Source organism: Stenotrophomonas sp. BR163 (genome assembly GCF_047520985.2).
Taxonomy (GTDB): Bacteria; Pseudomonadota; Gammaproteobacteria; order Xanthomonadales; family Xanthomonadaceae; genus Stenotrophomonas; species Stenotrophomonas sepilia.
On the sequence record NZ_JAXBRE020000001.1, the window covers coordinates 247674 to 268083 of the forward strand.

A 20410-nucleotide genomic window follows, 5' to 3' on the forward strand; every position below is an offset into this window, starting at 1 on the left:
CGGCCAGCGGTCGCAGTCTTCATCGGGTTGGCATACGATCAACCGGGGCACCTGTTCATACATTGATCTGGATCAAGGCTGTTTGAAGTAGTCGGTCACATCATTCACGTCGTAGACCACCCTTCCCGCCACCTGCAACGGCACTATCCCACGAGGTAGCCAGGCCATGATTGATCAGACAGTCGTAGAACTGTCGCGGCTGCAATTCGCGCTGACCGCGATGTACCACTTCCTATTCGTACCGCTCACCCTCGGCCTGTCCTTCATGGTGGCCATCATGGAGAGCGTGTACGTGATGACCGGCAAGGAGATCTGGCGCAGGATGACCCTGTTCTGGGGCGTCCTGTTTGGCATCAACTTCGCCATGGGCGTCGCCACCGGCATCGTCATGGAATTCCAGTTCGGCATGAACTGGTCCTACTACAGCCACTACGTGGGTGACATCTTCGGTGCGCCGCTGGCGATCGAAGGCCTGATGGCGTTCTTCCTGGAAGCCACCTTCGTCGGCCTGTTCTTCTTCGGCTGGAATCGCCTGACCAAGGTCAAGCACCTGATGGTGACCTGGCTGATGGCGTTGGGCACCAACCTGTCGGCGATCTGGATCCTGGTGGCCAATGGCTGGATGCAGAACCCGACCGGTGCGGTGTTCAACCCGGAAACCATGCGCATGGAAGTGGTCGACTTCATGGCGGTGGTGTTCAACCCGGTGGCGCAGGCCAAGTTCGTGCACACCGTCAGCGCCGGCTACGTGACCGGTGCGGTGTTCGTGATGGCGATCAGTGCCCTGTTCCTGCTGCGCAACAAGCACAAGGACCTGGCCCGTCGTTCGTTCGCGGTGGCCGCAGCGTTCGGCCTGCTGTCATCGCTGTCGGTGGTGGTGCTGGGTGACGAGAGCGGTTACGCCGCCAGTGAACACCAGAAGATGAAGCTGGCCGCGATCGAAGCGATGTGGGAGACCGAGCGTGCGCCGGCCGACTTCACCGCCTTCGGCATCCCGAACCAGGACACCCACCAGAACGACTATGCGGTGAAGATCCCCTACCTGATGGGCCTGATCGCCACCCGTTCGTTGAACCAGCCGATTCCAGGCATCCTGGAACTGGTCGAGCGCGCCGAACACCGCGTGCGCGGCGGCCAGCTCGCCTACGGCGCGCTGGAACGCCTGCGTGCGAACAAGAACGACGTGGAAGCACGCGAGATGTTCGACCGCCACTGGCAGGACCTGGGCCACGGCCTGCTGCTCAAGCGCTATCGCGATGACATCCTCAACGCCACCCCGCAGGAAATCTCGCAGGCGGCGATGGACACGGTGCCGCGCGTGATGCCGCTGTTCTGGACCTTCCGCGTGATGGCCGGCCTGGGCTTCTACCTGATCGCCTTCTTCGCGCTGGCCTTCTACTACTCGTGCCGCAACAACTTCCAGGACAAGCGCTGGTTCCTCAAGCTGGCCCTGTGGACGCTGCCGGCACCGTGGATCGCGATCGAGTGCGGCTGGTTCGTGGCCGAGTATGGTCGCCAGCCGTGGGCGGTCGATGGCGTGCTGCCGACCTTCTATGCGGCATCGGGCCTGGCCCTGCATGAAATCGTGCTGACCCTGGCCGGCTTCACCGCGATCTACACCGCGCTGATCGTGGTCGAGATCAAGCTGATGCTCAAGGCGATCCGCAAGGGTCCGGACGAGTTGCTGCCTTCGCTGCAGTCGCCCCAGCCGCATGCTTCCCACAATGCCTCGGCGCCGGCCGCCGGCCAGGCCTGAGGCAGGAGAACCAAGATGGATTTCATTCTTCTGGACTACACCACGCTGCGCGTGATCTGGTGGCTGCTGCTCGGCATCCTGCTGATCGGTTTCGCCGTGATGGATGGTTTCGACCTGGGCGTGGGCACCCTGCTGCCCTTCGTCGCCCGCACTGATGCCGAACGCCGCCGGGTGATCAACACCATCGGCCCGGTCTGGGAAGGCAACCAGGTGTGGCTGATCCTGGGCGGTGGCGCGATCTTCGCCGCCTGGCCGCCGCTGTATGCGGTCAGCTTCTCTGGCTTCTACCTGGCGATGTTCGTGATCCTGTTCGCCCTGATCCTGCGTCCGGTCGGCTTCAAGTTCCGCAGCAAGATGCCCAGCGAACGCTGGCGCAACACCTGGGACTGGGCGCTGTTCATCGGTGGTTTCATTCCCGCACTGATCATGGGCGTGGCCGTGGGCAACGTGCTGTTGGGCGTTCCGTTCCATTTCGATGACAGCATGCGCATCTTCTACACCGGCTCGTTCTTCGGCCTGCTGATGCCCTTCGCGCTGCTGGCCGGCCTGCTCAGCGTTTCGATGCTGGTCGCCCACGGTGCGGCCATGCTGGTGATCAAGACCGACGGCCCGGTGGCCGAGCGTGCGGCCCGCTTCGGCAGCATCGCGGCAATCATCGCCTTCGTGCTGTTCGCAGTGGGTGGCGCCTGGGTGGCCTTCGGCCTGCCGGGTTACCAGATCACCTCGCAGGTGGTTACCGATGGCGCCACCAATCCGCTGCTGAAGACCGCCGAACTCGGCGCCGCCGGTGGCTGGATGCGCAACTACAGCGCGATGCCGGCCACGATCCTGGCCCCGCTGCTCGGCCTGGCGGGCCTGCTGGCCAGTGCGGTGCTGCTGCGTGCCCGTCGTGGTGGCCTGGCCTTCATCGCCTCCGGTGCGGCCATCGCCGGCATCATCCTGACCGTCGGCTTCGCCATCTTCCCGTTCCTGCTGCCGTCCTCGAGCCAGCCCACCTCCAGCCTGACCGTGTGGGATGCCTCGTCCAGCCACCTGACCCTGTGGATCATGCTGCTGGCCACGGCGGTGTTCCTGCCGATCATCCTCGCCTACACCACCTGGGTGTACCGGGTGCTGAAGGGCAAGACCACCACCGAAGAGATGGGCAACAACCCGAACGCGTATTGATTGCTTGCAAGTGTGCCGACCAACGGTCGGCACCTACCCGGAATGAAGGAGACTGATCATGTGGTATTTCGCCTGGATTCTCGGTGCCGGCCTCGCCTCGACGGTGGCCATCCTCAACGGCATGTGGTTCGAAGCCCGCGAGCAGAACCGCATCGAGAACGAAGATCGTCGCTGAGCTGTAAAAAAACCTTGCCGCCTTGGCCTTCACACGGTATCTTAGGCGGCTCCTTCGGGGTGTAGCTCAGTCTGGTAGAGCGCTACGTTCGGGACGTAGAGGTCGCAGGTTCGAATCCTGTCTCCCCGACCACTCACGTGGTCGCATTGAAGCCTGGTGAAGTCATCCAGGCTTTTTTGTTCCCTGAGGTGGCACTGCTTCGGCGGTGTGAAGAAAACAGCATTCCCCCCTTGCCGCCATCGGGGTGAATCGCTAGAATAGGCGGCTCCCTTCGGGGTGTAGCTCAGTCTGGTAGAGCGCTACGTTCGGGACGTAGAGGTCGCAGGTTCGAATCCTGTCTCCCCGACCACTTCGGTGGTCACCAAGAAGCCTGGAAGACATCACTGTCCTCCGGGTTTTTTTGTACCCCGCGCCAGGCCGCCCGCATGACGGGACCTTGCCGGAGCGCACACGTACAATGGCCGCGCTGCCGGCCCACCTGCAGCCCCCACCCCCACCTGCCGCTTCGGCGTAGACCGATGCCGGCGCTGCATGCCGTTGCTGCGGCGTGCGACACCTGCAAGGACCATCGATGAGTTCCTCCACTTCCGATTCGCCGTCGCTGCTGCACGGTCGCGTCCTCGCGTTTGCCGCGATCCTGCTGGCAGCAGTCAACCTGCGCACTGCGGTCACCTCGATCACCCCGCTGCTGGACGTGCTCGGCCAGCAGTTCGGCTTCGGCACCACCATGACCGGCGTGCTGGGCATGCTGCCGACCGCCTCGTTCGCGCTGTTCGGCGTGGCCACGCCGGCACTGGCGCGGCGCCTGGGCCTGGAACGCACTACGCTGCTGGCGATGCTGATGGCGATGGCCGGCCTGCTGCTGCGCTCCAGCGCCGGCAACGTCGGCACGCTGCTGCTGGGCTCGGTAATCGCGCTGGCCGGCATGGGCATCGGCAACGTGGTGGTGCCGCCGCTGGTGAAGCGTTACTTCGCCAACAAGGTCGGCACCATGAGCACGCTCTACATCAGCGTGCTGCAGCTGGGCACGATGCTGCCGGCGCTACTGGCAGTACCGGTGGCCAACGCTGCAGGCTGGCGCGTGTCGCTGGGCATGTGGGCGCTGCTTGCATTGGCCGCCGCGCTGCCGTGGCTGCTGCTGGCCAGGCGCGCACCGAAGCCGCTGGCCGACGCCGCCGATCCCACCGCGCAGCCGCACGGCAAGGTCTGGCGTACGTCGCTGGGCTGGAGCATGACGCTGATGTTCGGCATGACCTCGCTGATGACCTATTCGATGTTCACCTGGCTGCCGCGCATCGTGGTCGAGGCCGGTGGCACGCCCGCGTTCGGCGGCGTGATGGTGGCCGTGTTCTCGGCACTGGGCCTGCTGCCGTCACTGGTCATTCCGTCGATGGCGGTACGCATGCAGAACCCGTTCCCGCTGGTGCTGATCGGCTTCTTCTCGTTCGTGATCGCCTTCACCGGGCTGCTGCTGGCGCCGATGAAGGCGCCCCTGCTGTGGGCCTGCCTGCTCGGCGTCGGCCCGTCCACCTTCCCGCTGGCGCTGACCCTGATCAACCTGCGCACCCGCACCCCGGCCGGCTCGGCCGCGCTGTCGGGCTTCATGCAGGGCGTGGGCTACAGCTTCAGCTGCCTGGGCCCGTTCCTGGTCGGCTGGCTGCATACCGTCAGCAATGGCTGGAAGCTCCCGTTCAGCTTCCTGTTCGGCTGCGCCACCTTGATGCTGTGCGCCTCGTGGGTCGCCTGCAAGCCCCGCAAGCTGGAAGATCTCTGGTAGCCCGGCCGGGGCCGCCAGACGGCCCCGCCTACCGCTCGTCAGACACCGGGCAATCTTGACGCCGGACTGACAATTCCGGGCGGATAGTGCCCACGAATGCCCTTCCTTGCCGCGTGCCGGCATCGGGCATGGGGGCGGCAGCGCCGCCCAGGCCACCACTCGGTGTGCGGGGGACTCTCGTTTCAGACAAGACATTGCAGGTCGCTGTCCGGGTTGTATCCGTCTTCAATGGGCGGGAATGCACGAAGGGAGTGACGCGGGCCACGGCCACGCCAAACACTGGCATGTGATTTGCGTCACATTTTCACAGGTTGTCTGGTTCGGAAGCCAAGGGGGTCCCCAATGGTCGTCCACCGCCGGCTGGCGCTCTGCGTCGGCCTCGCATGCACCGCTCTCGCCTGGGCCAGCGGCGCGGCTCCGACCGACCGCGACGCGGCCCTGGCCGAGATCGGCCGCTACCGCGACCAGGCCCGTTGGCTGGATGCGCTCGGCGCAATCGAGCGCGCCAGCCAGCAGCAGCCCAACGACGATCTGCTGTTCAAGCTGCGCGTGCTGACCCTGGGCGACATCGGCAATGCCTGGCGCGCCTGGGAGCTGTACCAGCAGCGGCCGCAGCTGTTCGACAACGCCCAGAAGCAGCGCCTGGAAGGCGACTACCTGGCCAAACTCGTGGTCTGGAGCCTGGCCTACAGCAGCAGCGAGGACAGCCGCCTGGAAGAAGCCGAGTCGACCCTGGCGCGCATGCAGCGCTACGTTGGCGGCGAAGGCACCCCACCCTCGCAGGCGCCACTGCGCATCCGCATGGACCGGCTGATCCTGCTCAACCGGCTGGGCCGCCATGTACAGGTGCGTGAGGAAGCACGAGCCCTGCAGGCCGAAGGCCACACCCTGCCCGACTACGTGCTGCCTGCCGTGGGCGATTCGTTGATGGGCACCCTGCACCCGGAAGAAGCCATTCCGGTACTGCAGGCGGCCGTCGCTGGCGATCCGGCGCGCGACGCCTCGCATTCGGAACTGGCCTACGCCTACCTGGAAAGCGAGCAGCAGGAAAAGGCGATCGACCTGCTGCAGGCATGGCGCGACAAGGAGCCGGCGTGGCGCTGGAGCAATGGCAAATCACCGTACGCGAACTGGTCACGCTACGAGGCCGATCTCAACCTGGCAATGGTGCGCGCTTACAGCGGCGACCTGGTCACTGCGCAGCACGATCTGGAGTCGATGGTGGACATCGCACCCGGCAACGGAGGCCTGCAGAGTGCGCTGGGCAGCGTCTACATGATGCGCGGCTGGCCAGGCAGGGCACTGCAGCGACAGCAGATGGCACAGGCGCTGGACCCGCGTGACATCGAACCGCGGCTGGGCATGGAAGAGGCCTACGTCGCCCTGCAGCGCGACGACCTGGCGCGGCCGCTGCACGATGACCTGGTCGCACGCTATCCCACCCAACCGGCTGTCGAACGCATGGACCAGGCCTGGCGTGCGCATCGCGGCTGGCAGCTGAAGGCATGGACCGACATCGGCCGCAGCTCCGGTGGCGGTGGCACCTCCCCACTGGGCAGCAACGATCGCCACTACGGTGTGGAAGTGGAGACACCGATCCTTGATGACCGCTGGCGGTTGTTCGCCCTGGCCGACCGGCGCTCGACCGATTTCCAGGACCAGCGCATCGATCCCCTGTGGCTGGGTGCGGGCGTGCGCTACCGCTTCGGGCAGCTGGATGCGGAAGCGGCCGTCCTGCGCGCCAACGACCACATCGGCGATACCGGCCTGCGGGCCGCCGTCGGCTGGCAGTTCAACGATTACTGGCACGCCGGCCTGGTGGCCGCGCGCAATGATCCAGAAGCCTCGATGCAGGCGCGCGCGGCCGACATCACCGCCGACAGCGTGAGCGCACAGGTGGACTACCGGCGCAGCGAGCTCACCCACTGGACGTTCGGCGCCAGCCGCTTCCGCTATGACGATGGCAACCACCGCGAACTGTTCAGCACCCGCCTTGAACAGCGCCTGCTGACCCGCCCGCGCTGGCTGATCGATGGCCTCGCCAGTGCCTACACCAGTCGTGGCAGCCGCGACGATGCGCCCTACTTCAACCCGAAGCGCGACCGCATGGTCGAGATCGGGCTGCGCATCGACCAGCAGCTGTGGCGGCACTACGAACGCCACTTCCGCCACCGGCTGACGGTCTCGCTGGGCGACTACTGGCAGGACGGCTTCGGCAGTGCGCTGGTGCCGTCGGTGTCGTACATGCACGAATGGCAGCTGGGCCCGGGCCGCGTGTTCGAGTACGGCGTGCGCTGGTCGCGGCCGGTCTACGACGGCCACCGCGAGCGTCATATCGGCTTCGAAGCCGCACTGCGCTGGGGAGACTGACATGGCCTGCTTCCTGCGACTGATCGTGCTCCTGCTGCTGGCCATTACGCCACCGGCCTTCGCGCAGCAGGCCACGCATCTCGATGCGATCGACAATGGCCTGCTGATCCTCAGCTACCACGACATCCGCGACCAGGTCGCGGCCAAGGGCGATGCCGATACCTATGCGGTGAGCACGCAGAACTTCGCCGCACACCTGGACTGGCTCGGCGCGCATGGCTATCACCCGGTCTCGCTGTCGCAGGTGATCGATGCCTCGCAGGGGCGGGCCACGCTGCCGCCCAAGCCTGTGCTGCTGACCTTCGATGACGGCCTGCGCAGCGTCTACGACAAGGCCTTCCCGCTGCTGCGGGCCTACCGCTACCCGGCACTGGTGGCGGTAATCACCGACTACGTGGACATGGCTCCGGGCCGCACCATCGACTACGGCTACCGGCCGTTCGGCCGCGATGACTTCGTCACCTGGGCGCAGCTGAAGCAGATGCACGACAGCGGCCTGATCGAAGTGGCCAGCCACACCGACGACCTGCACCACGGCGTGCTCGCCAATCCGCAGGGCAATTCGACGCCAGCGGTGGTCACCCGCATCTACAGCCCGGCCACGCACAGGTACGAGACTGAAGCGCAGTATGAGCAGCGCCTGCGCACCGACCTCGCGCTCAGCGTGCAGCGCATCGAGCAGCACCTGGGCGTGCGCCCGCGCGCCATCGTCTGGCCGTACGCGGCCTACAACCGGTTGAGCAACGACATCGCCGAACAGCTGGGCATGCCGGTGTCCTTCGATCTGGAGGGCCGCAGCACGCCGGTGGCCAGCGACCTGCATGGCCTGGCGCGCTTCCTGGTCAGCGACAACCCGACCGTGGAAGGCCTGGCCTACGAGCTGCGCCGCGATGTCGCGCTCGATGGCATCCGTGCCCTGCAGATCGACCTGGATGATGTCTACGACGCCGACCCGGCGCAGCAGGCACGCAACCTCGATGCGCTGGTCGAACGGGTCAAGCGCATCGCGCCGACGCACGTCTACCTGCAGGCGTTCGCCGATCCGGACGGCAACAACACGGCCGATGCGCTGTACTTCCCCAACCGTCACATGCCGATGCGGGCGGACCTGTTCAGCCGCGTCGCCTGGCAACTGAAATCCCGCGCCGGCGTGAAGGTCTACGCATGGCTGCCGGTGCTTGGCTTCGAGCTGCCCGACCTGGCGCAGCGCAAGGCGCTGGCGATCCGCAACGGCGATCCCGATGGCATGTACCGGTTGGACTTCACCAACCCGAAGGCCCGCCAGATCATGCTCGACATCTACGAGGACCTGGCGGTCAATTCCTACTTTGAAGGCCTGCTGTTCCATGACGACGGCTACCTGCGCGACACTGAGCTGCCGGCACTGGCAGCCGGGGGCGATGGCAGCGCGCGCACGCAGGCGCTGATCAGCTTCACCCTGGCGCTGCGCGACAGCGCGCAACGCTGGCGCCCGAAACTGGCCACCGTGCGCAACCTGTACGCTGAGCCGGTGCTCCGCCCGCAGAGCGAGGCCTGGTTCGCGCAGCGCCTGGACCTGTTCAACAAGGCCTATGACCAGACCGCGCTGATGGCGATGCCGTGGATGGAAGGCAGCCAGCACCCCGAGCGCTGGCTGGACCAGCTGCTGGCCGCAGTACGCGCACACGACCCGCAGCTGCAGCACACCCTGTTCGAGCTGCAGACCGTCGATTGGCGCAACGGGCAACCGATTCCCGCCGAGCGCCTGCGCGCACAGATCCGCCAGCTGCAGGCACAGGGCGTGCACCACTTCGCCTGGTACCCGGACGATTTCATCGCCGACCAGCCCTCCACCCGCGATGCCCGCGCGGCGATGTCCGCCGGCACCTTCCCGTACCCGGAGAAGTGACATGGACATGCATCCGCTGCTGCAGGTCCTGTTCCAGTTCGCTTTCTACTACCCGATGGTGATGGCGTTCTTCTGGATGTCCGGCGGCCTCTACTACTACTACCGGCGCGAACGCCACTCGCGCCCGCGCAACGACCCTCCATTGATGGTCGATCCCCCCTTCGCGAGCCTGCTGGTGCCCTGCCACAACGAGGCAGAGAATCTGGATGACACACTCACTGCGGCGCTGGCCCAGCGTTACCCCGCCGACTACGAAGTGATCGCCATCGATGATGGCAGCAGCGATGACACCGGCGCGCGGCTGGATGGGCTGGCGGCAAGGCACCCGCGGCTGCGCGTATTGCACCTGGATCGTAACCTGGGCAAGGCCAATGCGCTGCGCATGGGCGCACTGGCCGCTCGCTCGGAGTACCTGGTGTGCATCGACGGCGATGCAATGCTGGAGGAACATGCGCTGCACTGGATGATCTGGCACCTGGTCAGCGGCAACCGGGTCGGTGCAGTCACCGGCAACCCGCGCATCCGCAACCGCTCCACCCTGCTCGGACGCCTGCAGGTGGCCGAGTTTTCCTCGATCATCGGCATGATCAAGCGCGCGCAGCGCGTATACGGGCGCATCTTCACCATCTCCGGGGTGATCGCCGGCTTCCGCCGTACCGCCCTGCATCAGGTCGGCTGGTGGTCGGATGACATGGTGACCGAGGACATCGACATCAGCTGGCGCCTGCAGCGCGCGCACTGGGACATCCGCTACGAACCCAATGCGCTGTGCTTCATCCTGATGCCGGAGACCCTCAAGGGCCTGTGGCGGCAGCGCCTGCGCTGGGCCCAGGGCGGCGTGGAGGTGATGCTGCGCCACGCGCGCTCGCTGCTGCACTGGAAAGAGCGGCGCATGTGGGGCGTGCTGCTGGAGTACGTGCTGAGCGTGATCTGGGCCTACACCATGTTGTTCATCGTGCTGCTGTGGGCACTGGGCAAGTTCATCGAGCTGCCGCCGCAGCTGCATATCGCCAGCCTGCTGCCGCAGTGGCATGGCGTGATCCTGGCGCTGGTCTGCCTGCTGCAGTTCGCCAGCAGCCTGATCATCGACCGGCGTTACGAAACACAGATTGGACGCAACTATTTCTGGGTCATCTGGTACCCGATGGCGTACTGGCTGATCAGCCTTTCCACCACCCTGGTGGCGCTGCCGAAGACACTGCTGCGCCGTCGCAGCAAGCGCGCCACCTGGACCAGCCCTGACCGGGGGATCCGATGAACGCGCAACGCCCGTCCAACCGCTTCGACTCACGGATGATCCGCAAGCCACACCGCCAGCCGCGCTTCCAGCGCACCGCCTGGGGATTCGTCACTTTGGCGTTCTGGGGCTTCTACTTCTACCTGTGGGCGCCCCTGGTGACCCTGTTCTCGTGGTTGGTTGGCGGCCAGCTGGCCTGGCAGCAGTTGTACGAACGGCAAAGCCAGTTCGATCCCTACGTGCTGGTGGCATTGCCGCTGATGCTGTTGTGCGCCAGCGTGCTGCTGATCGGTTGGGCCGAGTACAACCGTGCCCGCTTCCGTGGCCGCGAGCGCCGCCTGCCGCGGCCACTGGCCAGCCTCAACGAAGTAGCCGCCGATCTGGGTGCCAGCACCGGGCTGGCCGAACGCCTGATGAGCTGCAAGGCCGCCACGCTGCACATGGATGATCACGCACGCCCGGTCGGCATCCGCCGCGAGGTGTTGTAGCCCGACAACCCAGTGGGGTCCCGCCCCTGGTCGGCGCTTGCGCCTGATGGGTGCCGGCCTTGGTCGGCACCGGGGTCTGCCGCGAAGAACATCCACGCATGGCGTGGCTCCACTTATGTGCGCGTCTGCCCTTCGCCACGCACCACGAAACGTTCGACGGTGAGCGCTTCCAGACCCATCGGGCCATAGGCATGCAGGCGCGTGGTGGAAATGCCGATTTCGCTGCCCAGGCCCAGCTGGCCACCATCGGAGAAGCGCGATGAGGCGTTGACCATCACCACCGCCGAGCGCAGCGCAGTGACGAAGCGCTCGGCATGGCCGGCGTCTGCGGTCGCGATCACTTCGGTGTGGTCGGAGGTATAGCGGCGGATGTGCGCGATGGCCGCATCGAGGTCGTCCACCACGCGCACGGCCAGCACAAGGTCGAGGAACTCGGCGGCGTAGTCCTCCTCGGTCGCCGCCGTGCTGCCCGGCAGCAGCGGCTGCGACTGCGCATCGGCGCGCAGCTGTACGCCACGCTGGCCGAGCGCCTGCGCCACGCGCGGCAGGAAGGAATCGGCTACGTCACGGTGTACCAGCAGTGTCTCCAGCGAATTGCAGGCGGCTGGCCGGCTGCACTTGCCATCCACCAGCAGGTCGATGGCCTTGCCCAGGTCGGCGCTGGCATCCACGAACAGATGACAGACACCCTTGTAGTGCTTGATCACCGGCACCCGCGCATGCTCGGCAACGAAACGGATCAGGCCTTCGCCACCGCGCGGAATCGCCAGGTCGATCAGCTCATGCAGCTGCAGCAGTTCCAGCATCGCCTCACGGCGCAGGTCGGTCAGCACGGTCACGGCGGCCGGCGGTACGCCGTTGGCATTCAACGCACCGGCGAGTGCCTGCGCGATCGCGGTGTTGGAGTGAATTGCCTCGGAACCACCGCGCAGGATCACCCCGTTACCCGCCTTCAGGCACAGCGCCGCGGCTTCGGCGGTCACGTTCGGGCGCGCCTCGTAGATCATCGCGATCACGCCCAGCGGCACGCGCACCTTCTGCACGCGGATGCCATTCGGGCGCACGTCATCGCGGGTGACCTCGCCGACAGGATCTGGCAATCCGGCCACTTCGCGCACGGCTTCGGCCATCGCGAACAGGCGCGGCGGGTCCAGTGCCAGACGATCGAGCATGGCGCTGCCCACGCCCTTCTCGCGCGCGGCGGCGAGGTCACGTGCATTGCCGGCCAGGATCAACCCTGCATTCACTTCCAGCGCCCGCGCCATCGCCAGCAGCAGCGTGCGTCGTGCCGCGCCGTCGAGGCCGGCAACGATCTGCGCCGCATCACGGCAGGCACGCGCCTGCGCTTCGATCTCGCTCATCGGTGTGTCCTTCAATCCGGTCATGGCAGCACCAGGTCGTCGCGATGGACGACGCTGCCGCCGTAGTTGTAGCCGAGCACGGCCTGGATGTCGCGCGAATGGTGGCCGGCAATCCGGCGTACGTCGTCGGCAGCATACTGGCTGACGCCACGGGCCACGCAGACACGGCCCTGCGGCGCGTTCCAGCACACCTGTACCATATCGCCGCGGCGGAACACGCCCTCTGCACCGGTGATGCCACCGGGCAGCAGCGAGGCGCCCTTCTCGCGCATCGCCTGTGCCGCACCGGCATCGATGACGATCACGCCCTCGGCCAGCGGTGCATGCCGCAGCCAGTGCTTGCGGGCGGCCTCGCGGCTGCGTGCGGCATGGATGCGGGTGCCGAACAGGCGATCCTGCGCCAGCGCGCGCACCACGTCACCGCTGCGGCCATTGAACAGATAGGTTTCGATGCCCAGGCGCCCGGCCTTCGCCGCCGCCTCCAGCTTGGTGCGCATGCCGCCGGTACCGGCGCGCGAGCCGGCGCCGCCCGCCATCGCCAGCACCTCGTCACCCAGCTCCGGCACGTCGTGCAACGGCCGCGCATCGGCCACGGTGCGCGGGTCGGCGCTGTACAGGCCATCGATGTCGGTGGCGATGAACAGCGCATCGGCGTCGACCAGCGCCGCCACGGTGGCAGCCAGGTTGTCGTTGTCGCCGAGCTTGAGCTCATCCACCGACACGGTGTCGTTCTCGTTGACCACCGGCAACGCGCCCAGGCGCAACAGTTCACTCAACGTGGCGCGTGCATTGAGGTAGCGGCGGCGGTTGCGCAGGTCGTCATGGGTCAGCAGCACCTGCGCCACCGGGCGCTCGAAGAAGCGCTGCCAGAGCCCGATCAGCTGGGCCTGGCCAAGCGCCGCCAAGGCCTGCCGCGCCGCCATCGCCGCGCCCGGTTCATCGGCGCGCGGCAGGATCGCGCGCCCGGCAGCAACCGCGCCGGAGGAGACGATCACCACCTCGCGCCCGGCCAGGAGATTGGCCGAGACGAACTGGGCCAGGCCCAGCGCGTGGCGTGGCGACAGGCCGCCGCCATCGGCTGCCAGCAGGCTGCTGCCAACCTTGAGCACCGCACGCCGCCACGGCGGCAGCGCTTGTTCGGGGAACGGCGAGGCGACATGGGCAGCGTGCTGGATCATCGGTCAGGCTCTCAGCGGGTGTTCCATTCGTGCACGGTCAGGTCGGAGGCCTGCATCGTCACCAGTGGATCGGTGGCGACGATGGCCTGCGCCTGCGCCAGGTTGTCCACGTTGCACAGCACGTAGGCACCACCGCTGCCATCGGCGAAGCCGCCGGTCAGCTGCAGCTTGCCCTGCGCCTGCAACGCATCGAGGAAGTCACGATGCGGCTGCAAGGCGGCGGCATTGAAACCGGGCCGGCGCATGGCCAACACCAGGTAGACCGTGCCCGCCATCAGGACAGCGCCTGCCAGCGCGCGCGCAGTTCATCCAGGCGCAGGTCAGCGGCCGAGCCCGGCGATACACGCGCAGCCAGGCTGCCTTCCGGCGTGCGTCCCTGCCCTGCACTGTCGGCACCGGCCGCAGCGGCCTTGTAGGCCTCGCGGAACGGTACGCCAGCCACGGCCGCCTCCACGGCGACGTCGGTGGCATACATGCCCGAATCGATCGCCGCACGCAGCCTGTCGTCGCGCCATTCCAGGTTGGCCAGCAGCGCCGGCAGCAACTCCAGCGCGGCCAGGCCACGGCCGAAGCCGTGGAAGATGGCACCCTTGGACGACTGCAGGTCGCGATGGTAGCCGGACGGCAGCGACAGCAGCTGCTCGATCTCGGTGCGCGCAGCGGCGACGCTGGCGTGGGTGGCGCGCATCAGCTCGATCACATCCGGATTGCGCTTGTTGGGCATGATCGAACTGCCGGTGGTGTACTGCGCCGGCAGCGCGACGAAGCCGAACTCGGCGCTGGTGAACAGTGACAGGTCCCACGCAATGCGGCGCAGGTCCAGCGTGGCGCCACCGAGCGCTTCCAGTGCAGCCAGCTCGAACTTGCCACGCGACAGCTGCGCGTAGATCGGCGAGACCTGCATGCGCGCGAAGCCCAGCGCGGCGGTGGTGTGCTCGCGGTCCAGCGGCAGGTTCACGCCGTAGCCGGCGGCGGTGCCGAGCGGATTGGCATCGACCAGTGCATGGGTGTCACGGGCGCGGATGGCGTTGTCGATGAAGGCCTCGGCCCAGCCCGCCCACCACATGCCGGCCGAGGACACCACGGCACGCTGGATGTGGGTATAACCGGGAATCGGCAGGTCCTTCTCGGCCTGCGCGCGGTCCAGCGCGACCTTTGCCACTTCGGTGCTGAGCTGGGCAACGCGCTGCAGCTTCTCCTTCAGCCACAGGCGCGTGGCGACCAGGATCTGGTCGTTGCGGCTGCGGCCGGTGTGGATCTTGCGACCCGCATCACCAAGGCGTTCGGTCAGGCGCGCTTCGATCGCCGAGTGGCCATCCTCGTACTGCGTATCCAGCACGAAGCGGCCTTCGCGGAAGTCCTGCGCCAGGATCTCCAGTTCGCGCAGAAGTCCGGCAAGCTCATCGGCACTGAGGATGCCGATGTGCTGCAGGCCCTGCGCATGCGCGGCGCTGGCAGCGATGTCATGCAGGAAGAACTCGCGGTCGAGGATCACGTCGTCGCCGGCGAGGAAGGACTGGATCTGGGCGTCGACAGCGACGCCGGGCTTCTGCCAAAGAAGGTCTGCCATGGGGGCTCCGGAAGGCGTGTTCAGTGCGGGATCGACGTCAGTTCGTCGATGCCCAGCGCGAGGTTGAGGTTCTGCATGGCCTGGGTGGCCGCGCCCTTCAGCAGGTTGTCCAGCGTCGCCACCACCACCACCCGCTTGCCGCCCGGCGCGAGCGTGAAGCCACCGACCTGGGCACCGTGGCGGCCGGCGATGCGGCTGACCCACGGCGCTTCGTCCACCACTTCGATCAAGGGTTCACCGGCATAGGCCTGCTGGAAGCGCTCGACGATCTGCTCACGGGTCTGCACGCGATTCAGCCACAGGTTGGCGGTCAGCGTGATGCCACGGAAGTGCGGCGCGACGTGTGGCATGAATTCCACGGCCACGCCCAGCTGCACCGACACCTCGCGCTCGTGCACGTGGTTGGTCAGCGCGTAGGGCATCAGATTGTCGGCCAGCAGTTCGACGTTGTTCTTGTCCGATGGCGTGGTACCGGCACCAGAGTAGCCGGACACACCGAAGCACTGCGGCGGACCCGCCAGCAGGTCCAGCAGCGGATGCACCGCCAGCTGCATCGCCGTGGCATAGCAGCCCGGGTTGCTGATGTGCTTCTGGCCGTTGTACCGGCCGCGGGTCAGCTCCGGCAGGCCGTAGTACCAGCTGTTGTCGAAACGGTAGTCGGCCGACAGGTCGACGATGACGGTGTCCGGCTTCGCGGTTTCAAGCGCGGCCACGAACGGCGCGGCCAGGCCGTTGGGCAGGGCCAGGATCACCGCGTCCACGCCCTTGGCCGCCACCGCATCGGCGTCCAGGTTTTCGTACTGCAGCTCGCCCTGGAATTCCGGGTGGTGGTCGGACAGGCGCTGCCCGGCGCGCTCGCGCGAAGAGACGAAAGCCAGCTTCAGCCGCGGGTGGGCGGCCACCAGCTTGATCAGCTCGGCGCCGGTATGGCCGCGGGCACCGACGATGCCCAGGGTAAAAGTCGAATCGTTCATGCGTGACTGTCCAGGCGGTACTGCAGGTGGCGCTTCACGCCCTGCCATTCCGCATCGATGATGGAGAAGATGACGGTGTCGCGCGGCGTACCGTCGGCGTGCCGCTTGTGGTTGCGCAGCACGCCATCCTGCTTGGCGCCGAGGCGGGCGATGGCGGTGCGCGAGGTGACGTTGAACCAGCTGGTTTCCAGCACCACGCTGATGCAGCCCATGGACTCGAAGGCGTGCTGCAGCAGCAACAGCTTGGCCTCGGTGTTGGCGCCGGTGCGCTGCACGCGCGGCGTGTACCAGGTGTAGCCGAGGCTGAGCTTGGGCACGCTGGCATCCATGTCGTAGAAGCGCGTGCTGCCGATGATGTCACCGGCGGCGTCGCGGATCACGAACGGCAGCACCTTGCCTTCGGCGTGCGCCTGCAGCGCGGCCTGCACATAGTGCTCGACCTGCTGCGGTGACGGCACCTGGGTGTACCAGAGCTGGTCCAGGCCGCTGCCTTCGAGGGCAGCGCGCAGGCCGGGGACATGCTCAAGCTGCAGCGGCTGCAGCGCCACGTGCTGGCCGCGCAGGGTAGGCACCGTGTTCCACACGTCAGGAGGACTCATCCCTCACCCCAGCAGGCTCGGCGCGCGCTGGGCGCAGTGGTCGACATAGGTCTTGATGCGGTCGATGCCATCGGCGCCGAACCAGAACACTTTCCAATGGTCCTGCTTGTAGCAGCCATCGGACTCGGCGTAGTAGAAGTGGTTGATCGGGTTGCCGTGGCGCGAGCGCCAGAACAGCTGTGGGGTCTCCTCCAGCATCACGTTCCAGACCGCGCGGCCCAGGCCTTCGCCCTGCGCGTCGTCGAGCACGGCGAACTTGTCCAGGTACACGCCTTCGGCCTCGTCGGTGAGGATCACCGCAGTGCGGTAGTTCTCGCTGACATAGGCACGCAGCAGCCTGGTCTTTTCGAAGTAGTCCGGCACCAGGGTGCGGCCGAAACTGGATTCGATCAGGCCCTTCAGCCGTGGCAGGTCGAGCTCGCTCCAGGCGGTGGCGCGCAGTACCTTCTCACCCTTGCGCACCAGCGTGCCCGAGCCCTTGTGGGTGAACAGTTCCTTGGCCAGGTCGGCCGGCCGGGTGATCGATACCGACGATTCCAGCGGCAGGCGATCAAGCAGATCCTTGATCTGCTCGATCTTCACCTTCATGCCGCCGTGAATCCATGGCTGCGCGATCAGGTGGTCGTACTCGGTGGACAGGTTGATCGAATCGATCACGTTGCCCTGCTCGTCCAGCAGGCCACCGGTGCCGGTCAGGAAGATGATCTTGTACGGCTGCAGTTCCTGCACCAGTTCATTGGCGGCAAAGTCGGCGTTGACGTTGAGGATCTGCCCGCCCGCGGTTTCGCCCAGGCTGGTGATGACCGGGATCGAGCCGGCGCGCAGGCTGGCCTCGATCGGGGCCAGGTTGACCTTCTTCACCTCGCCGACCAGGCCGTAGGTGTCCACGTCCAGGTACTCGGCCTCGAACACGCCACCGGTGATCGAGGTGGCACGCGCACCGTTCTGCTGCAGCGCTTCGACCAGGCGCAGGTTGGACTGCTGGAACACCCGGCGCACGATCGCCAGCGCTTCCGGCGAGGTCACGCGCAGGCCGTTGACAGTCTGCTTCTCGATGCCGGCGGCCGACAACTCGGCGTCCAGCTGCGGGCCGGCGCCGTGCAGCACGATCGGGGTCAGCCCGACTTCCTGCAGGAACGACAGCGAGGAGGTCAGCGCGTCGAGGTCGTCGCGCAGCACCGCGCCGCCGACCTTGACCACGGCGAAGCGCTTGGCATCCAGCTGCGAGAAGCGCTTGAGGTACTGGCTGATCTCCTTCGCGCTGGCCATGCTGGAGAGCAGGCGCACGATGGTCTGGCGGGTCTGGCGGTGAGGCTGGAGGGCAGGAGACATTTCGGTTTCGTCACAGGCGGCGGTCGCCGCGTTGCAGTTCCACCCGGCCGGGGCCGGGCGGCGTTGTAGGGTCGATCAGGCGCCGGCGGCGATGATCCGGTGCACGGCGTGGGTATAGCGCTGCAGCTGGTCCAGCGTCACGAATTCGTCGGCGGTGTGGGCCTGGGCGATGTCGCCCGGGCCGAACACCAGCGTGGTGTAGCCAGCGGCCGAGAACAGCGACGCCTCGGTCCAGAAATCCACGGCATTGCCGATCGGCAGCTCCAGCGCATCGGCCACGTCACGCGCCAGCAGGCGGCGGTTCTCGGCTTCGGCGATGTCACCGGCCGGCAGGCTCGGGCCACGGAAGGTCTCGGTGAACACGGCAGCGTCCGGTTCGGCGAAACCGGCGAAGGTCGCCAGCAGGCCGTCGATGTCCATCGACGGCAGCGGGCGGAACCCGAACCGCACTTCGGCAGCCGGCGCGATCATGTTGGCCTTGATCCCGCCTTCAACGCGGCCGATGTTGAAACGCAGGCCGGTCAGTCCACCAAAGCGGGCCGAGGCCAGCGATTCCACATGGTCCAGCGCGCGGTTGCCCCAGCGCATGGCCTGGTGCAGCGCGCTGGCGGCCGCATCCTGCTTGCCCGAGGCGTGCCCGGCACGGCCGGCGAACTGCATCAGCACCGAGCTGATGCCGCGATGCGCCAGCACCGCTTCGCTCATGGTCGGCTCGGCCACCAGCACCGCTTCATACGGCAGGCCACGGGCCAGGAACGCGGCGATGCAGCGCGGATCGTTGGCTTCTTCATCGCTGGAGAACAGGAAGGCCGCGTCACCGTCGCTGGCATTGGCTGCGGCCACCAGTGCGGCGGCCGCGCCCTTGATGTCACACACGCCCAGGCCGACCACACGGTCGTCCAGGCGCCGCATCACATGCGGATCGGCACTCCAGTGCGGCGAGTCCGGTACGGTATCCAGGTGCACGTTGAACAGGTACTTCGGCGTCCCACGCACGGCGTACAGGCTGACCGCACCCGCGCCATGGTCGATCACCTCGACGTTGAAGCCGGGCAGGTTCGCGCGCAGGTAATCGAAGACGCCACCGGTGGTGATCGCACGCGGCGGGTTGCGGGTGTCGAAGGACACCAGGGCCTGCAGGTGATCGAGCGTCTGTTCAAGCATGAAACAAAGATCCTGTGGAATTCCGCCGGGCATGGCCCGGCGCTACCGTGATGCGTCTGGTGGAGAGCCCCCTTCTTGTTGAAGGGGGCGCGCCAACGGCGCAGGGTTAAGGTGGAATGCGCGGGAGACGCGCGCGCAATTCAATCACTCAGCGATTGACTTGCGCGTAAAGCGTCGAACTCATGCCGAACAGCTTGATGAAGCCTTCAGCCTCTTCCACGCCCCAGTCGGCCGACTGTGCGTAGGTGGCGCCCTTGGTGTTGAGCAGGTGCGGCGACTTCACCGCCACCGCGTCGACGCGGCCACCGCGGGTTTCCAGCACCACTTCGCCGTTGACCTTGGCCTGCGAGGACTTCAGGAAGGCCTCGATGTCGGTCTTCAGCGGGTCGTGGTAGAAGCCTTCGTACACCAGCTCCACCCACTTGCGTGCGACGTCCGGCTTGAAGCGGTTCTGCTGCTTGGTCAGCACGGCATCTTCCAGCGCGCGGTGCGCGGCCAGCAGCGAAACCAGGCCCGGGGCCTCGAACACGATGCGACCCTTCAGGCCGATCACGGTGTCGCCGGTGTAGACGCCGCGGCCAACGCCGTACGGGGCAAACAGCTTGTTGAGCTGGGCCAGGATCTGGTCGCCCGGCAGCGCCTTGCCGTTCAGTTCAACCGCTTCGCCTTCAACGAACTTCAGGGTCACGGTCAGCGCCTGTTCCGGCCACTCGCTGCGCGGCGAGCACCAGCCACGCGCACCTTCGCCCGGGGCTTCCCAACGGTCGATCTCGCCGCCGGACATGGTCACGCCCAGCAGGTTCTCGTTGATGGTGTAGGCCTGCTGCTTGGCGCGCACGCCGAAGCCGCGCTCTTCCAGGTACTTCTGCTCGTAGGCGCGGGTCTGGGTGTGTTCCTTCTGGATCTCGCGGATCGGCGCGATGATCTGGTAGTCGCCCAGTGCCTTCACGGCCAGGTCGAAGCGGACCTGGTCGTTGCCCATGCCGGTGCAGCCGTGGGCGATGATGTGGGTACCCAGCTCGGCAGCACGCTTCAGCGCGGCATCGACGATCAGGTAGCGGTCCGAAACCAGCAGCGGGTACTGGCCCTGGTAGCCTTCGCCGGCCCACACGAACGGCTTGACGAAGCCTTCCCAGATGGCCGGGCCACCATTGACGGTGACATGGCTGGTCACGCCCAGCTCGGCGGCACGCTTCTCGATGAAATCGCGCTCTTCATCATCCACGCCGCCGGTGTCGGCGAACACGGTGTGCACGTTGTAGCCACGCTCCTGCAGGTAGGGCACGCAGAAGCTGGTATCCAGGCCGCCGGAGAAGGCGAGAACGACGTCTTTGTTGCTCATGGGGAGGGTATGTCCTGGTAGCGCCGGGCCGT

Annotated in this window: 17 protein-coding genes and 2 tRNA genes; 10 read left to right on the forward strand and 9 right to left on the reverse strand. The window is 66.7% G+C overall.

Annotated features, from left to right (window positions below):
- The first annotated feature begins 166 nt into the window (after window positions 1-166).
- From ACM0PY_RS01160 to pgaD, 10 genes are all read left to right on the forward strand, one after another.
- Complete coding sequence (locus ACM0PY_RS01160) at window positions 167-1756, forward strand: cytochrome ubiquinol oxidase subunit I (protein WP_053501033.1); 1590 nt, start codon at window positions 167-169, stop codon at window positions 1754-1756.
- 15 nt (window positions 1757-1771) lie between these two features.
- On the forward strand, window positions 1772-2923 hold the full coding sequence (cydB, locus tag ACM0PY_RS01165) for a cytochrome d ubiquinol oxidase subunit II (RefSeq protein WP_053501030.1): 1152 nt from the start codon (window positions 1772-1774) through the stop codon (window positions 2921-2923).
- Between the two features lie 58 nt (window positions 2924-2981).
- The gene (gene cydX, locus ACM0PY_RS01170; RefSeq protein ID WP_180885927.1) at window positions 2982-3098 is read left to right on the forward strand and encodes a cytochrome bd-I oxidase subunit CydX; all 117 of its coding nucleotides are present in this window, start codon (window positions 2982-2984) and stop codon (window positions 3096-3098) included.
- A 55-nt stretch (window positions 3099-3153) separates the two neighbouring features.
- Window positions 3154-3230, forward strand: a tRNA-Pro gene (locus ACM0PY_RS01175).
- Between the two features lie 140 nt (window positions 3231-3370).
- A tRNA-Pro gene (locus ACM0PY_RS01180) sits at window positions 3371-3447 on the forward strand.
- A 222-nt stretch (window positions 3448-3669) separates the two neighbouring features.
- Window positions 3670-4875, forward strand: a complete 1206-nt coding sequence (locus ACM0PY_RS01185) for a CynX/NimT family MFS transporter (protein ID WP_180885925.1) — start codon at window positions 3670-3672, stop codon at window positions 4873-4875.
- Window positions 4876-5217: 342 nt separating this feature from the next.
- Window positions 5218-7245 carry a poly-beta-1,6 N-acetyl-D-glucosamine export porin PgaA gene (pgaA, locus tag ACM0PY_RS01190; protein WP_180885923.1) on the forward strand — a complete coding sequence of 676 codons (2028 nt, stop codon included), beginning with the start codon at window positions 5218-5220 and terminating at the stop codon, window positions 7243-7245.
- Between the two features lies 1 nt (window position 7246).
- Entirely contained in the window at window positions 7247-9133 is a 1887-nt protein-coding gene (pgaB, locus tag ACM0PY_RS01195; RefSeq protein ID WP_180885921.1) for a poly-beta-1,6-N-acetyl-D-glucosamine N-deacetylase PgaB, read from the forward strand.
- Between the two features lies 1 nt (window position 9134).
- The gene (gene pgaC, locus ACM0PY_RS01200; protein ID WP_134972368.1) at window positions 9135-10391 is read left to right on the forward strand and encodes a poly-beta-1,6-N-acetyl-D-glucosamine synthase; all 1257 of its coding nucleotides are present in this window, start codon (window positions 9135-9137) and stop codon (window positions 10389-10391) included.
- Complete coding sequence (pgaD, locus tag ACM0PY_RS01205; RefSeq protein WP_180885919.1) at window positions 10388-10858, forward strand: poly-beta-1,6-N-acetyl-D-glucosamine biosynthesis protein PgaD; 471 nt, start codon at window positions 10388-10390, stop codon at window positions 10856-10858. Before pgaC ends, pgaD begins: the two co-directional genes overlap by 4 nt.
- Window positions 10859-10971: 113 nt before the next feature.
- Here pgaD and ACM0PY_RS01210 read toward each other — a convergent pair whose 3' ends face one another.
- The 9 genes from ACM0PY_RS01210 to ACM0PY_RS01250 form a co-directional block, all read right to left on the reverse strand.
- Entirely contained in the window at window positions 10972-12243 is a 1272-nt protein-coding gene (locus ACM0PY_RS01210) for a glutamate-5-semialdehyde dehydrogenase (protein WP_134972367.1), read from the reverse strand.
- Window positions 12240-13397: a glutamate 5-kinase gene (proB, locus tag ACM0PY_RS01215; protein WP_069139788.1), complete on the reverse strand. Its 1158-nt coding sequence runs from the start codon at window positions 13395-13397 to the stop codon at window positions 12240-12242. Before proB ends, ACM0PY_RS01210 begins: the two co-directional genes overlap by 4 nt.
- Before the next feature lie 11 nt (window positions 13398-13408).
- Window positions 13409-13672 carry a YciI family protein gene (locus ACM0PY_RS01220; RefSeq protein ID WP_180885916.1) on the reverse strand — a complete coding sequence of 88 codons (264 nt, stop codon included), beginning with the start codon at window positions 13670-13672 and terminating at the stop codon, window positions 13409-13411.
- On the reverse strand, window positions 13672-14967 hold the full coding sequence (gene argH, locus ACM0PY_RS01225; RefSeq protein ID WP_072168392.1) for an argininosuccinate lyase: 1296 nt from the start codon (window positions 14965-14967) through the stop codon (window positions 13672-13674). The genes ACM0PY_RS01220 and argH overlap by 1 nt, the downstream gene beginning before the upstream one ends.
- A 20-nt stretch (window positions 14968-14987) precedes the next feature.
- Window positions 14988-15941: an N-acetyl-gamma-glutamyl-phosphate reductase gene (gene argC, locus ACM0PY_RS01230; protein ID WP_134972050.1), complete on the reverse strand. Its 954-nt coding sequence runs from the start codon at window positions 15939-15941 to the stop codon at window positions 14988-14990.
- The gene (locus ACM0PY_RS01235; protein ID WP_012480827.1) at window positions 15938-16540 is read right to left on the reverse strand and encodes a GNAT family N-acetyltransferase; all 603 of its coding nucleotides are present in this window, start codon (window positions 16538-16540) and stop codon (window positions 15938-15940) included. The genes argC and ACM0PY_RS01235 overlap by 4 nt, the downstream gene beginning before the upstream one ends.
- Window positions 16541-16543: 3 nt before the next feature.
- Complete coding sequence (locus ACM0PY_RS01240; protein ID WP_180885914.1) at window positions 16544-17872, reverse strand: acetylglutamate kinase; 1329 nt, start codon at window positions 17870-17872, stop codon at window positions 16544-16546.
- Between the two features lie 75 nt (window positions 17873-17947).
- A complete protein-coding gene (locus ACM0PY_RS01245; protein WP_180885912.1) occupies window positions 17948-19036 on the reverse strand; it encodes an acetylornithine deacetylase in 1089 nt (362 codons plus the stop codon).
- 148 nt (window positions 19037-19184) lie between these two features.
- Window positions 19185-20378, reverse strand: coding sequence for an argininosuccinate synthase (locus ACM0PY_RS01250; protein ID WP_134972046.1), 1194 nt, complete (start codon window positions 20376-20378; stop codon window positions 19185-19187).
- Window positions 20379-20410: the final 32 nt, after the last annotated feature.